We start from the raw sequence: 16086 nt of genomic DNA on the forward strand, positions 1-16086 counted from the left end.
GCTTCCTTTCATGTATTTGGGTTTTATTAAAGCTTTCCACCGGATGTAGCAATACCTTCGATGAACTGCTTTTGGAAAATGACATAAAGAATAATCATTGGCAAGCATGCGATTAATGCTGCTGCCATAAGTTCTGGATAGTTCGATGAGAACTGTCCCTGCATCTTTGAAAGTGCGCTGGCAAGGGTAGTTTTGTTTGTGTCTGGACAAACAATCATTGGCCACATCAAATCCTTGTAAGCAAATACTGCTGTGAAGATTCCAAGGGCTACCATGGCTGATTTTGTAAGAGGCGCCATGATAAACAGGAATGTTTGACCGATGTTGCAGCCATCAAGTCTTGCTGCTTCCTCCAGTTCCTTTGGCAAGCCCATGTAGGCCTGGCGAAGAAGGAAGGTTCCAAAGGCTGATACCAGACCTGGGAATAAAAGTCCAAGTAAGGAGTTGGTCCAGCCAAGCTTACTTACCATTACGTACTGAGGGATGATGAAAATCTGTGATGGAATCATCATCTGGAAAAGAACCAAACCAAACATGAAATCTCTGCCCTTAAACTGAAGTCTGGCAAAAGCATATCCTGCAAGTGTAGCTGTGAGGACTGCACACAAAACTCGAAGGGCAATCATCATTATTGTGTTGAAATATAGTCGTCCAAAGTTTACATTGTGTAATACTTTTACAAAATTATCTACTCGAAACTTCGATGGAAAGATTACGAACGGATCCATCTGAGTAGATTCGCCAACCGTCTTGAATGCTGTGAGCACCATCCACGCAAATGGCACCAGCATTATAAAAGACATGATTATAAGAATTATATAAATTATTATTTTGTTTTTACGTCCCATTTTTTTCACCTCACATTAGTTGTAGTGAACCCACTTCTTTTGACCAATCATTTGTAGCACAGTCAAAAGCATGATTACTACAAGAAGCACTACTACAACTGTTGCTCCATAGCCCTTGTTGCCCTGAGTAAATGAGTATTTATAGAACAAGCTAACAAGTGACTGTGTTTTAAAGAGCGCTGGATTGTTGTTATCGATTACCATGTAGATAACATCGAATACCTGCATAGCGGCAATAACTCTTGTAACCAGCACGAAGAAAATTGTTGGAGAAATAAGTGGAACTGTAAGGCTGAAAAACTGCTGTACTCCATTTGCTCCATCTATAGACGCAGCCTCATAGTAGTCTCTTGGAACTTCCTGCAAGCCTGCCAAAAACAAAACCATATTGTAGCCGATGATTGACCAGATACCGATGATTGCGATTGAATAGATTGCAATATCCGGGTTAGAAATCCAGTTGGTCTTTCCAGGCAAGATATGATTCAATAGTCCAAATTCAGAATTATATAGCCATCTCCAAACCATAGCGATTGCTGCTGGAGCTGCAACCATTGGTAGGAAAAAGATGGTTCTAAAGACACTTCTTCCTTTTATTTTCCCATTTAAAAATACTGCTAATACTAACGAAATAATGATAGAGATTGGTACCTCAACTACTGCATATTTAATTGTGTTCCACAGTGCCTGCCATACTTCAGTATCTGAGAAAACCCTTTGATAATTACCGAGTCCAACAAAGATATTTCCTTTGCCAAAATCTCCAGTTTTGAAAAAACTCTGATATATAGTTTGAAAAATTGGAATGATGTTTAGGATGATTAAACCAATCATTGTTGGCGCAATGAAAAGCCATCCCCAAATAAATTCGCTTCTTTCGCGCTTTGTAACTCTTTTTTTATCCATAACATTAGTCTCCTGCTTTAAGACAGACAAGGTGCAGTATGGACTACTGCACCTTTATCTGCAATTTAAACAATAATAAAGAAGAAGTTATTCCTCACTGAGGGTCTGATTCATGCTGTCACAAATTTCCTGACAAACTGTTTCTACATCCTTTTCGCCTGTCCAAGCTTCTTTAAGCTTTTCTGTCTGCATATCTTCCCAAACTGTTGTGTACTTTGAATATGGGCGGAATACTAAGTCTGCATCAAGCATATCCATATGTCCGCTTAAGTCGAATACGTCTGTGCAGTTAACCCAAAGGTCTGAGCATCCTTCGTATGCTGACATTGTTACACCAAGCTCTGCCTGCTTCTCCTGCATTTCCTTAGAGCCGAGCCATTCGATAAGAGACCATGCTGCATCTGGATTCTTTGTTGTTGCTGATGCTGCCCAGCCAAGTCCGTTGTAAATAGAAACTCTCTTACCTGTTGTTGCATCCTTTGGAAGAACTGCTACGTCACAGTTTGCTGCTGTGTATTCGTTGTCCTTGAAAGCTGATACCATCCAAGAACCCTGTGTTACCATTGCAACCTTTCCTGACTCGAAAAGTACATCTGCGCCTGATTCAGAGATTGTGTTAAGGTCTGGGCAAGAGCCGTCCTGAACCATATCTACAAACATCTGAATTGCCTTGATTGTGTTAGGGTTGTCATAGCCTGAAGACTTCTTATCATCGCTGATGATTTCTCCACCCATTGAATATACTGCATTGTAGAATGAGTCCTGGTTGTTTGAAGGTGCAATTGCATATCCCCAGTGCTCATCGTTTGTAAGCTTTGCTGCTGCATCTACAAATGTATCCCATGTCCATGTGTCATCTGGATAATCAACGCCCATCTCGTCAAAGATTGTTTTGTTGTACCAAAGAGCGATTGTATCGATATCCTTTGGAACTGCATACTGCTTACCATCTAACTGATAAAGATCTACGATACCTTCGTAGTAATTAGCCATATCGATTTTATCGCTGGCATCAATCTTATCTGTCAAATCCATGAGCATGTCATTTTCCATATATTTCTGTGCCTGATTTGAGTGCATCCAGAATACATCTGGAAGCTCACCACCTGAAGCACCAGCCTCAAGTAATGTCCAATAATCATCCCAGCCAACTACCTGGATTGTAGCCTTTACACCTGACTGCTCTGACCACTCATCAATGATTTCCTGCAAACCTGCTCTCTGGTTTTCATCCCAGATAGAAACTGTAAGTTCGCCTTCTACGCTGCCCTTCATTTCTGTTGCTGCTGCAGAATCACCACCATCTGCTGATGCATCTGATGAGCCATCCCCAGAGCTACCACATGCCATCATTGACATTGCCATTAATGAAGCAAGCAATAAACTAGTCACTTTCTTTACCTTCATAATAACCTCCCTTTCGGTTTTGCCGATTTTTATTCTAAATTCATATTAGCTTTCTTTGTCATATCTTTATATGGATTTATTATTCCAAAAGATGTCATTTTGTGACTTTCCCTTTTAGGATGTACATATGAGTTGTGTAGTCTCCATCGCTCTCATACCAGTTTCTTTCCTTGTTCATAAGGGAAATTCCAGCATTCATCAGATAGTCACCATAAATATCGTCCTTATCATTTATCGTATATACGATATCCGGATTTAACCCTTGAAGCTTTATTCTCTCAATTCCCCAGTTTGGAATGTTTTCTGTTTTGTGAGTAGTAACGATTGCTGTCTGTCTATCATCCGAAACAACCATCCATGCAGAGATATTGTTCTCAAAAGGAGACTGGAGACGATAATAATTGCCGTACTGGAACAGCTCACGGTACTCCTTCATAAACTTGATTTGCTCTTTTACACTTTCGAAATCCTCTTCGGATATTTCATTCAAATCAAGCTCATAACCAAATGTGCCATAGTAAGCCACATTAGCTCTGTCATCTATGGTCATAGCGCGATGTGTCTGCAAATTTGGTGATGCCGATACATGTGAGCCAACCATTGACACAGGATAGCCGTAGCTGGTGCCGTACTGGATTTTCACTCTCTCATGTCCATCTGTGTCATCTGAACACCAAGCCTGTGGCGCATAATAAAGCATGCCCGCATCGAATCTGGCACCACCGCTGGCGCATGATTCAAACAGGATATGTGGGAATGCCTTTCTCAATCTTTCATACAAGCTGTACACTCCCATGATGTATTTGTGATAAACCATGCCCTGCTGATTTTTATCTACATCTTGGCTATAGCACTCGGTGATTGAACGGTTCATATCCCACTTGATGTAATCGATGCTGGCATTTGAAATCACATCGAAAAGCTGATTGTAGATGTTGTCTACAACTTCTGGCTTTGAGTAATCCAATACCATCTGATGGCGGCCTAATGTGCGTGGTCGGTATGGTGCTGCAAGCACCCAATCAGGATGCTGGCGGTACATATCGGAATCCTCGTTTACCATCTCCGGCTCAATCCAAAGACCAAACTTTAATCCCAAATCATTTATCTTTTTTGATAATCCGCTGATGCCATCTGGAAGCTTAGACCTATTTACGTACCAATCTCCCAGGCCAGCAAAATCGTCATTTCTCTTTCCAAACCAGCCATCATCCAGAACAAAAAGCTCCACTCCTGCTTCCTTTCCCTTGCTGGCAATCTTCAGGATTTTCTCCTCATCAAAATCCATCTCTGTAGCTTCCCAGTTGTTGAGAAGAATTGGACGTGGCTTGTTTTTATAGGCGCTTCTCACCAGGTTGTTGTTCATCAGCCTGTGGATGTTTTGGCTCAAATCGTTGAGCCCGTTTGATGTGTAGGTGATGATAACCTCTGGAGTATTAAACTCTTCCCCAGGCTCAAGTGGCCACTGGAACCACTTTGGATTGATTCCCATATTGAATCTAAGCTTTCCGAAAGTGTCAGCCTGGGCCTTTGCAATATAGTTTCCGCTATAGACCAGATTGAAGCCAAAAGCTTCCCCCTGTAACTCATCTGTATTCTTTCTTTTGATAATTACAAATGGATTGTAATTAGCGCTGGAATGGCCACGAAGGCTTTCAATGGCAGTTATGCCCGATGAAATATCTCTTTCCTTTGGACTTCGCTCTCTGCCCCATGCACCTTCAAACTGAAGCCATGTGAACTTGGTATCTGGAAAATCAACATTGCAGCTAAGCGCCTGCTCAAGCTTTAGCTTCTTGTCTCCAGTATTCTTTAGCTTTGTATGACGGCAGATGGCAGAATAATTCTCCCAAACTGTATAGCACAAAGTTACTTCAAGGCCAGATATCAAATCCCTGCAAACTATCTCTAATGACTCTGCCTCATCATCCTCATTTGTGTATGTGGCTGGCAGACCTGGAATAGGCGCCTTGCCTTTGTAGATTCTATGAAATTGGTAAGTAAACTTTGTCACTCTAGAACCATTCTCCTGAAGAACTTCGTATGCACTTGAACCAAAATCTCCATCGCCAAATGCTGGGTACTCCAAAAGGGCCAGTTCCTTGGTGTATTTTTCATCATCCTTTTCGTTACAGCACAGTGGTCTGATGCCGTATGACTGATAATCCTGAAGCTTTTGATATGTGCGAATTGGCTTTCCAAAATATAGCTGGCCAATATCTCCATCCTGACATACGCCAATTACATAACTCAGTGATTTATTAAATATATGAAATTGCTTTTCCTGCTCATTAAAAATTATTCCCATATTTTCTCCTTTGCCCTTCTTTTTTGCTATAATTATTATATTGATTACATAGAACAATTAAGATGTTTCAATTTTTCATGTTCATGTCACTTTGTGACATTTGGGAGAATCGTATGGAAATTAGAGGCGTAGATAAGTGCCGATTTATAGATATTACTACCTCAAATGATTTTTATCTTTTTGAGGTTGGACGATATAAATGCGAGCCACACTATAATTATGGGCCAATCGTCCGCACAAGGACCATCTTTCACTATGTTATTTCCGGTGTGGGATATCTGTATATGAATGATAAGAAATATGAGATTCATGCGGGCCAAGGCTTTCTGATTCCCGCCAAGGTGAAGGCTTATTATGAGGCGGATTCCGAGAATCCTTGGGAATATACCTGGATACATGTGGACGGTCCTCGTGTTACCGAGCTTTTCAATTCAGCAGGAATTTCCCTAGAGCAGCCAATATTTACGCCTAATGGTGATGCCAGCGAAATAGTAGAATATATAAATCGTATATACGATAATTATGATAATGAGTGCTATTGCTATGCCATGGTTTATCAGATGTTCAGCTGTCTCTTAGAGAAGTCCAGCACCAAGACCGAATCCACAGAAGTAGACCCTCGCCTTGCCTATGTAAAAAACGCTATCAGATATATCAGGCTGAAATATTCCGAGCCAATCAATGTGGAAGACATCGCCAATGCCTGTGGATTAAACAGGAGTTATTTGACCCGAGTGTTCAAACATGCCACCGGTTACACTCCTCAATCCTATCTGGCCACATATCGAATGAAAAAGGCTTCTGAAATGCTTTTAAAGTCAAATGAAAGCGTCAATACCATTGCCTTTAATGTAGGGTATTCTGACTCCTTCACCTTCTCAAAGGCATTCAAAAGATACAGCAATCTATCTCCTAGCGAATATCGAAACAGTCACACATAAAAACAAAGGTCGCAAAGCTTAATGCCTTGCGACCTTATTTTTATTCATCTGCATCTTCTGATGTTTCAGATTCCTCTAATTCTGATTCCTCTTCTTCCTCAACATAGTTTGGATCGAATACGGTGTACTCATTTGATTCGCGGAATATAGTGTTTGAACTACCTACCTGGCAAACCTTGATTACATCGCCGTTTTTAACATCGGAAGCCTTTATTGAAAGAACCTGTCCCGATTCGTATTTTGTTGAAACCTGCTGGTCGTTTACGTATACCTTAGACCATTTAGTGAACTCATCACCGTAGATATGCAACCTTCCATTGAAGAAGTATGCGCTGTCGATTGTGACATCATTTACACCCATGATTATGTCTGAAGGGCCGTACTCTGTGCCAACCTCGTATGTGTAACGATCTCCATACATGATATCGTACTGAAGCATACGTAAGTCGTTCATGTATTCACTAGTTCCACGCTCCTTGCCCTCAGCCATTGCTGTCTGGTGGTAAGCGTTGATGTTTCCGTTGTGAATATTAAGTCTGTTTAAGAACTCTGATACAAGCTGGTATGAAGCAAGGTCCTCATCAACCTTTTCCATACCGAAGTTGTTCCATGTGAAGTACTTTGTCTTGTAAAGATCACCGGTAGCAATCTCATCATCTGTAAGACCCATAGTTGGAAGGTGGTCACCAAACATGATAACAAGTGTATCCTCACCTCTGGCATCAAGCGCCTCGATGTACTGCTTAACAAAATCATCTACGTTGTAGATACGGTTGATGTAGTATTCCCAAGCCCAGTTTTCTTCTTCTGTCTTGCCAACTGCGTTGACCTTGATAGCTGGGTCTTCCTCAACCTGGTAAGTTGGGTAGGCACCGTGGCCTTCAACTGTGATAGTGTATACGAAATCACTCTCTGGTGTAGAATTCATGGCATCAAGAGTACCATCAATAAGGATGTCGTCTGTAGGCCAGTTACCAAGTGGAGTGTAATCTGTAATATCTAAAAGCTCCTTTGATGTGAATGTATCAAATCCCATCATGGAGAATGCGTTTGCTCTTGAATAGAAGTTACCACCATTGTTGTGAACAACATGAGTGCTGTAGCCATCTTCTGAAAGTACATCGGCGTAGCTCTCAACATCTGTCTCCTTGAGGATGGTCTTCTGTGGGTACTCACCTGGGCCGAAGAAGTTACAGCTAAGACCTGTAAGTACTTCGAACTCGGAGTTACATGTTCCGGCACCAACTACAGGTACGATACAGTGGCCTGTAGAGTAGTTCTGCTCCAAATAATGAATGTAAGGAATTGGGTCCTCACTTGTCTCGATAAAATCTGCCTCTGATACATCGTAGAATGACTCAAGTAGGATAACAACGATGTTTGGCTGTGAGTCGTCCTCTGATGGAATCTCAAGTGTGCTGACATAAGCAGAATCTTCATCAACAATGCTTTCGATTTTGCTCTTTGAATAACCGAATGGGCGGTTCATACCACGGTCGAGAACCGAAGTAGAGAAGCCGTATAAGTAACCATAATCCAAATATCCCTGGGCAAGGTTGCCGAAGTAGGATGTCATGATTCCTGAGTTTCTAAGAAGCAATGTGGATGGATAAAGAGAAACCCAAAGGGCCACCACAAGTATCAATCTCTGCCAGAATGGCTTGCCGTTCTGCTTTTTCTTGCCTATTTTCAAGTAGATAATCATGATGATTATGTAGATTATCAAGGCTGTGATTGCAAGCATAGCTTCCTGTGCTGAGAAGTAGTTGGAATCCTGCATTGTAAGCAAATCGCTGATCATGTATAAATCAGTGTAGCCGAATGGTGAAACACGGTTCAACAGAATGACGCTGTTTATAATACCGAGGATTATAAATATCATGCTGACGAATACTCGCCACCAACCACGTCTCTTGCTTAGGAACACAATTGAAAGTGCTACGAATATGCAATATGAATTAAATAGGAAAGGTCCTGTGTGATTAACTACGAAGCCACATGCTGCTGTAAATGAATGTCGTGACATCCACTCCATAACAAATATCAGTAGCATGGCCAGTGGAATGTGCATCCAGAATGAGTATTTATCCCACAGCATCAACCATGTTTTATGGAATTTACTTCCTATATAAGACTGAACAGCCTTTGAGTTAGCTAGTTTGATAAATGGCTTTTTTATGTTCTTTCCCAGCCATACAACGCCGGTCTTTATTTTTGAAAAAAATCTTTTCATGAATCCTCCGATTAGCACAAATTACATCTAATCTAATTTAATCAAGACAGTATGAAAAAATAGTGATAAAATGTTAAATATTCAGAGCCTATCAAAGAAAAACATTTCTTATTAAAGATAGGACATCTGAATATCTTAAAATCAAAATTCCAACGGATTATAACACTTAAAAGATATTTAATCAAGAAAGCGAGAATATATGAAGTTACAATTCTATAAGAAGGGCATCCCTACAGAAATCCTTAAGCGAGTGGCCATTTTGATGGTTGTTTTCGTGGTTTCAGTGGTGTTCTTCGAAATAGTCACCAATATCAGCGAGCCCCAGGAGGTATCGGCCCAGTCCTCTCCTACACTGCCTACTGTCACCATTGATTACCTTGGTGATGCTTATACTGAGCTTCACGGCTATGTAACAGAGATGGACCCAGCCTACATGCGAGACGCCATCATCCCTTTGGATTCTGAAAGAAACGTGTCTATCACGGTGGATTCCAAGGACTACGATGTGGATGGATTATCATATGAGATACGCTCTTTGGATACCCAGCGAAACATTTCGAATAACGAGTTGGAATTTACATCTAATGATGGCATTCTCACAGCTAGCTTCCAGGCGGAAAACCTGATTGAAAAGAATGAGGAGTATCTTCTTATTCTTACTCTTACAAGCGGCTCAGAGGAAATCTACTACTACACTAGAATCATGCAGCCTGACGGATGTAACGAGGAAGAGATACTTGATTTTGCTCAGTACTTCCACAACACTGCTCTTTCAGAGGATGCAACAGATTTAGCCACATATATTGAGCCTTCATCTTCTGCTTCAGCGGATTTAAACCATGTTACTATCAATTCAAATCTTGCACAGATTTCATACAGCGGATTTGATGGCACACAGGTAGGTGATGTAAACACTGCTCTCACCGATATCAGCAGCAACTACATCAGCCTCACATTCACTTACCTATTAAATAGAGATAACTCTGGTAAATCTGAGTACTACACATGTGTTGAGGATTTCAGAATCCGCTATACTTCCGACAGATTATATCTGCTTTCTTACGACAGAACTATGGAGCAGATTTTGGATGAGGAGTCCGTTTCCTTTAACAAAAACCTGCTAAACATCGGCATCACTAATCCAGATTTACAGTATATGTCAAACGAAACTGGAACCATTGTTTCATTCGTTCAAAACGGTTCACTTTACGAATACAATCAGACGGACCGCACACTCAAGCAAATTTTCAGCTTTGTGGACGACCCTACTGACAGCCGTTCTATTTATGACCAACACCAGATTCTTCTTTTGAATATCGATGAATCCGGTACTATGGACTATGTTGTTTATGGATACATGAATTCCGGCAGCCACGAAGGCGAATGTGGTATCAATCTTTATCACTATGATGCCATCGAAGATACTTCCACTGAGCAGGTGTTCATCACCTCTACAAGCTCTTACCAGATTTTGAACGCCAACTTCTCGGAGCTTTTGTACGAGACAGCTGACAACCAGTTCTACATCATGGTAAATGGAACTCTTCTATATATGAACTTAAACGAGCTTACGACCAAGGAGCTGATGACAGGCCTTGATGATGCTCAGTACGCCGTGTCTGCATCCCGCAGATACCTGGCTTGGATGGATCAGGAGGATATGTCAGATTCAATCCACATCATGGATTTGGAGACTGGAAATTCCTATGATATTACCGCAGGCACAGGACAGCTTTTAAAGCCGCTTGCCTTTTTGGATGACGATTTGATCTATGGTACTTTAAATGAGAACGACATCACTACTGACGGTGCCGGCTCCACTGTTTATCCAATGTACAAACTGACAATTGCTGATATCTCCTCTGGCTCAGGACGTGAGCTGATGACATATCAGAAGAATGGTTACTACATTACAGATGTTTCAATTGAATCCTACACCATTTATCTGGAACGAATTCAGATAGATTCTGAGGGAATTATCACCACCGCTGATGGGGACACCATCAAAAACAGTGCCGGCGAGCAAAACAAAGCCGTTGATGTTAGCACAATATCAGACGACGCTAAGGAGCAGGTTGTTGTTCTTACAATGGCCGAGCTGGAGGAAGACGAAAAGCTTGGCAAAGTGGATTACGATGTGCCTGGCTTGGTACTTGCCGATGGCAGTCACTCAATTTCAGTTGCCTCTGCCACAAGCTCTACACAATACTTTGTATATGTAGGCAGCAAGGTTTCGCTGGCCACTGACGATTTGAATCGTGCCATTACTGAGGCCGATGAAAACATGGGAATCGTACTTGATAACACACCTAAATATGTGTGGAAACGAGGCCGCAAGTCATATCAGAATGCAATCACAGGAATCGCTGTTGGTTCTAGTGATTCGGAGGCTTCCGGCAGCGCCAGAGCTCTTTCAGCTATGCTTGTTCAAGCTGGGGAAAATGTGCAGGTTCACACACTATTGGAATCAGGAGAAACACCTATTTCGGTGCTTTCAAAGACATTGAAGGATTACGACATTCTTGATTTAACAGGATTGTCACTTAGCCAGGTGCTCTACTATGTAAACCTTGGCACACCAGTGTACGCTTACACCGGTGATGACACTGCAGTACTTATCGTAGGATACGATGCAAGCTCCATCATATACTTCGATCCTATGACAAGCCAGAATCAAAAAATGTCACTAACCGAAGCTAGTGACTATTTTGAGTCATTTGGTAATGTCTTTGTATCATACATACAGTAAACTATATATGAATAATAAAACCGCAGCATAATAAGTGCCTAGGTTCACATAGTGAACCAACCGCTTGTTGTTGCGGTTTTTATAATGATAAAAATACAAAAACAATATTGTGAAGTCGCTGAATAGGAAAAGCATTCCCGCGATGCCAAGGATTGGTGTGCCGTTTAAACCGCATTCTAGGGCCTTTAAAGTCATTGTAGATACGAAGTAGCAGTAGATTATGCATGAAACGAAAAGACTGCCCATATGGAGGTGACACCACTTCTGCATGCCTATGAGTATCAAGCATGGAATCACTGGCACGATGTACACAAGCACATTGGTTCCGACGGAGATTCGACACATGTAGTTAAGCAATCCTACATGGCCCAGCATAAAGGCTATAATGCCTATTTCCATGGCTTGTTTCCGGCTATAGGTATTGTATAGGCCCATCATCAAATCGCCTATAAAACAGGCTAATAGGGCCCACAGAAGCAAACCTAGTCTTTCTGAATACCACTGATTGATAAATAGAATAACCAAAAAGGAGATACTACAGATCACCTTTAATGGGACATAGTATCTCCTTGAAAATCTATTATCACATACAGCAAATAATGCAATTATAAGTGCTACATAAATAATAGTTTCTATTATCATATTTTTCACCCGACTTATTCGTCGTCTCTCTCACCTGCAAGAATAGCCTCAAGCTTCTTCTGCTTACTGAAAAGAATTGTACCTGCTCCAAGTAAGAAGATTGCTAAGCAAAGTAAATATCTGCTATCGAAACCATCTGCTGTAGTAGGTGTTGTATCCTTTGTGTGGCCAGAAGAAATTGAACCGTCGCTGCTTACCTTGTAAGTAACTGTGGTTGTTGTCTTTCCTGTGATTGTAAGTAATGTCTCTGCCCAACCGTCTGTGTACTCAAATCTGACTACATGGTCGCCAGCTGAAAGGCTTGCAACATATGAAGCAGTAAGAGTAAGGATTGTTGAACCTGACTCTACAGTGAACTGGTTCTGAGCAAGTGCTACACCATCAACCTTGATTGCAACAATCTTATCAAGTGGACCGTCGCAAGTGATTTTAACAGTTCCTACGTTTGATGGTACCTTCTGGTTTGCACCAGCTGTGATTGTATATTTAGAATTTGTAACAGTCTTTGTAGAGCCTGTTGTTGCCTTATACTTGAATGTTACTGTTCTATCCTGATTTACTGTACCTGACTGATTCTCTGCTGTAACGAACTCGTAACCAGAGTATGTCTTTGGCTCGTAGCTGTATGTATCTCCCTGAGCATATGTGTCAGTCTGACGTGTCTTTGTCTCAATCTTCTTTGTCATTGTCTGGTCATAGAATTCATCATAAACTGTGACCTTAAACTTCTTTGTAGAGCTTGATGAAGATGAGCTGTTTCTCTTGTAATTGAATGTGGCTGTCTGGCCATCTGTAGCTGTTACCTTATAAGTTGTAGTGCCAAATGCTGTGTAACCATCTACTGCAGGTGCTGAAACTGTTGTGCCTGCTGCCTGAGAGAATGAACCAACCTGACGTGTGCCGATAGCTGTCTTGCCATCGTTCTCGTAGAAGTTACCCACGATTGTACCTGAGTACTTCTTGGCATCTGAACCGCCGCCACCGCCACCGCCTTCTTCTTCGGATGAGGATGCTGTGTATACGTATGTATATGTTGCATCTGCTGTAACTTTCTCAAATGTTGGGCTAGATGTAAGTTTGTATGTTGTTGTTCCGTCTGTGTATGTTGAGTCTGCTGTGTAGGTAGGTGTTGTGCCTGAAGCTAAATCTAATTTTGTAGCGGTAACATCTTTTACTTTATTACCATCAGCATCATTCAACTGATATATGATAGTAATCTCGTATGTTTCTGTTGTCGCTTGGAAAGTATATGTATAAGTTGTATTCTTTGTCGCAACAACTAAATCAGGATCTAAATCTGTCATTCTAGCATACTCAACACCATTAGCATCTGTATATGTTGTAGCTGTGACTCCATTTGGTGTTTTTCCTGCAACAACTGTTTCGTTTGAAACTCCAGTTTCTGTTCTGAGAACTGTACCATCTTTTGCTAATAAAGTGTAGTCATATGTAATAGTAAATGTTGTTGTTGTTCCTGAGTTGTCAAAATTAATCTCGATAAACTTTCCTGCGTCCTGTAACTCCTGGAAATAGGTTACTACTACTGATGTTGAAGAACATCCTAAGCAAGAAACATATGTCATATCATCTACAGAGCCTGTGTTTGGCCAAGAATTATGCGTTCCAATAGATGTGATTTTTGTTCCATCTTCAAATGTAAGATTTTTAACATCGCTTCCATCGAAAGCTCCTGCGTCAATTACTGTTACAGAGCTAGGAACTGTAAATGATGTACCAACTGATTTTGGGACTTTTACTAATTCTGTCATGCTACTATCAGCATAAGTTGCACCGTCATCTGCTGTGTATGAACCATCGTCATTTGTTGATGCAAGCGATGCGCCAAGAGCATCTTCTGGTAAGCTATTTAATTCTAATGAATCAGTGCTGAAGGTCGTGGTTGTTTCGTCTGTGGCTTCCTCTGTTGTTTCCTCTGAAGAATCAACTACGTCTTCAGATTCTTCAGGCTCCTCAGGCTCTGCCACCTCTTCAACATCTTCTTCAATTATATCTGGGTCCTCATTCAGAACTTCGTCCACGATAGCCGTGTCCCCGTCTGCAATCGAAATTGAGCTGCCAAAGAAGGTCCAGCCCGTCAGAAGAATAGATGCGCTAATTAGAATACATCCTATTTTTTTCAATAATCCCTTGTTCTTTTTCACCATAGCATTCCCATCCCTAAATCCAAGTTTTTAGGCTCTGTTATTTTTATTTGACTCTCTTTGCCACCACAAACATGCGACCGTCTTCGGTGTAGCTATTGCAAGTGCTAAGGGTCAAAATCTTGTCAGTAGAACTTATGTCGATTGTCTCGTCGTATACCGATAAACTTTGGATATTATCTAAAAACTCCTGGAGCTCTGAGCCTGTAACTGCGTCGATGAAATTGTAGTATTTGTAGCTGTCGTCATCATCATAACCCACTGCTGACAGGCCTACACCAACAACTTCGTACTCCTGCTCCTCATATAGAGTTTTAAAGATTATCGTCTTATGCGACTGATAATAATCATAGTCTAAGTATCTCTTTAATCCACCAAACATGGTCCCTGATCTCATGTTGTGACCATATATGATGGTGTTAGTGGTCGGATTAACTATGTCGCAACGATAATCGACGAATAAAGTACCGGCGGTACTCGTTTCTCCATAGAAATCTCTTCTCAAATAGTATTCTGGGTCGTTCGGCGTTTGCATGACTGGATAGTTGATATCCGTGTCAACGATTTCCAGGATTCCCACAAAGTCGCTATTTTGTGAGTATAAATCAGTCATATCTGGAAGAATCTCGCGCTCATCAGCCGCATAATTCTTGTCCCAAGGACTAACTATTAAATCCTCAGTAATTTCATTAGCTGCAGCTGAATTGGACGACACATCACCGCTATTTGAGTCCTCTACAGAATCTATATCGTCATTATCATTATCAATATTAACGTTATTTTGTGAAATATTAGTGTTTTGGGTATTATCTTCTCGATTTTGTATTTCTGCAGCTATTTTTCTGGTCTCGTAAACGTCCTTTATTTCCACTGCCGCGTATACTCCAATGAGCACCACAGCCATAGCTACAAACACCAAGCCAAGGCGTCTGGAGCTTTTAGCCTTTGTTGCTGCCTCTTCGATTATCTCTCTATCGTCTAGAAGTCCTGCCGATTTGTTTGCCACAATATCAGCCACGTGCTCTGTGTACTGAGCTCCGATTGGACTGTTGAATGTAATGATGCCATCACGAATATCATTATATAGGCGTAGGGCAACCTCTGGATCTTGTATATCAAGCTCCTCATTGATGCACTCTATTTTTTTGACGTCCTCTTGGGCTGCACGATATTCATAGTGAGTTTCAAACTCGAACCCACCAATACTAAACCTTTTCTTGTCTGACATATATCGTTCTTCCTATTGCACATGATACTACAATATATTGTATCAAATTCAATAGGAACACACAATTAATTGATTAAAAATTTTTCTATTTATAGAATGGGCCAAGGATAAAAATCCTTGGCCCTAGTATGACTATTCGTTATTCTGTATATTTATAAGCTCTTCAATACCAGCTTTATATCTCATAAGTCTGTAAACATACTCTGGCATATTTCTTTTGCCAGCTTCCCAGTCAGTAACTGTTCTATATGGTATCTCAAAGTACTCACAAAACTCTTTGCGATTCATTCCCATTTCATCTCTTAAGTTTTTTATTTCTTCTGCAGTATCCACACTATGTACCTCTCTGGCGTCTCTCAAATTATCTAGCATCTATTCTTTCTAGATATGACATTCTTTCTGATTGGGGTATATCCAATACATCCATAGCCTGCTCTACTGTTAATTTAAGCTTTGTCATCATTTTTTGTATATCATCAAGCCTTGTTTCTTGTGCTTTTTGATTTTTCATATCTTCCATCAATTTACACACAGCTTCCACCCCTTCCTCTGATTCCTTATAATACCTCATTTGTTTTGCTAAATCTTTTACACCAATTTCATTTCTTTAATTCTTACTTTGCTGCAGCATCCATACCTAATACATCTCTAGAATATATAAT

12 protein-coding genes are annotated in these 16086 nt (G+C 40.9%); 2 read left to right on the plus strand and 10 right to left on the minus strand.

Annotated features, from left to right (window positions below; genetic code table 11):
* Positions 1-26: 26 nt before the first annotated feature.
* The 4 genes from BO15_RS0103185 to BO15_RS0103200 all read right to left on the minus strand — a co-directional run bounded on the left by BO15_RS0103185 (position 27) and on the right by BO15_RS0103200 (position 5469).
* Positions 27-857, minus strand: coding sequence for a carbohydrate ABC transporter permease (locus BO15_RS0103185; RefSeq protein ID WP_420329327.1), 831 nt, complete (start codon positions 855-857; stop codon positions 27-29).
* A 6-nt stretch (positions 858-863) separates the two neighbouring features.
* On the minus strand, positions 864-1754 hold the full coding sequence (locus tag BO15_RS0103190) for a carbohydrate ABC transporter permease (protein WP_033152365.1): 891 nt from the start codon (positions 1752-1754) through the stop codon (positions 864-866).
* Between the two features lie 87 nt (positions 1755-1841).
* Positions 1842-3161: an ABC transporter substrate-binding protein gene (locus tag BO15_RS0103195; RefSeq protein ID WP_033152367.1), complete on the minus strand. Its 1320-nt coding sequence runs from the start codon at positions 3159-3161 to the stop codon at positions 1842-1844.
* A 94-nt stretch (positions 3162-3255) separates the two neighbouring features.
* Positions 3256-5469 carry an alpha-galactosidase gene (locus tag BO15_RS0103200; protein ID WP_033152369.1) on the minus strand — a complete coding sequence of 738 codons (2214 nt, stop codon included), beginning with the start codon at positions 5467-5469 and terminating at the stop codon, positions 3256-3258.
* 113 nt (positions 5470-5582) lie between these two features.
* On the opposite strand from BO15_RS0103200, the gene BO15_RS0103205 reads away from it, so the two are divergent.
* Positions 5583-6410, plus strand: a complete 828-nt coding sequence (locus tag BO15_RS0103205) for an AraC family transcriptional regulator (protein ID WP_033152371.1) — start codon at positions 5583-5585, stop codon at positions 6408-6410.
* A 40-nt stretch (positions 6411-6450) separates the two neighbouring features.
* Here BO15_RS0103205 and BO15_RS0103210 read toward each other — a convergent pair whose 3' ends face one another.
* Complete coding sequence (locus BO15_RS0103210; RefSeq protein WP_033152373.1) at positions 6451-8643, minus strand: LTA synthase family protein; 2193 nt, start codon at positions 8641-8643, stop codon at positions 6451-6453.
* Between the two features lie 199 nt (positions 8644-8842).
* Here BO15_RS0103210 and BO15_RS0103215 point away from each other — a divergent pair, with 199 nt between their 5' ends.
* Positions 8843-11392 carry a hypothetical protein gene (locus BO15_RS0103215; RefSeq protein ID WP_052169745.1) on the plus strand — a complete coding sequence of 850 codons (2550 nt, stop codon included), beginning with the start codon at positions 8843-8845 and terminating at the stop codon, positions 11390-11392.
* Here the strand turns inward: BO15_RS0103215 and BO15_RS13925 are convergent.
* The 5 genes from BO15_RS13925 to BO15_RS0103240 form a co-directional block, all read right to left on the minus strand.
* A complete protein-coding gene (locus BO15_RS13925; protein WP_033152375.1) occupies positions 11378-12034 on the minus strand; it encodes a lysoplasmalogenase family protein in 657 nt (218 codons plus the stop codon). The genes BO15_RS0103215 and BO15_RS13925 overlap by 15 nt on opposite strands.
* Before the next feature lie 14 nt (positions 12035-12048).
* Positions 12049-14199 carry a hypothetical protein gene (locus BO15_RS0103225; RefSeq protein WP_033152377.1) on the minus strand — a complete coding sequence of 717 codons (2151 nt, stop codon included), beginning with the start codon at positions 14197-14199 and terminating at the stop codon, positions 12049-12051.
* Between the two features lie 43 nt (positions 14200-14242).
* Positions 14243-15424 (minus strand): class B sortase, encoded by a 1182-nt coding sequence (srtB, locus tag BO15_RS13030; RefSeq protein WP_052169746.1) that lies wholly within the window; start codon positions 15422-15424, stop codon positions 14243-14245.
* A gap of 132 nt (positions 15425-15556) precedes the next feature.
* Positions 15557-15796: a helix-turn-helix domain-containing protein gene (locus BO15_RS0103235; RefSeq protein WP_242843748.1), complete on the minus strand. Its 240-nt coding sequence runs from the start codon at positions 15794-15796 to the stop codon at positions 15557-15559.
* On the minus strand, positions 15786-15995 hold the full coding sequence (locus BO15_RS0103240) for a hypothetical protein (RefSeq protein WP_167541202.1): 210 nt from the start codon (positions 15993-15995) through the stop codon (positions 15786-15788). The genes BO15_RS0103235 and BO15_RS0103240 overlap by 11 nt, the downstream gene beginning before the upstream one ends.
* Positions 15996-16086 lie beyond the last annotated feature (91 nt).

The sequence above is a fragment of the Pseudobutyrivibrio ruminis HUN009 genome (assembly GCF_000703005.1).
Lineage (GTDB): Bacteria > Bacillota > Clostridia > Lachnospirales > Lachnospiraceae > Pseudobutyrivibrio > Pseudobutyrivibrio ruminis_A.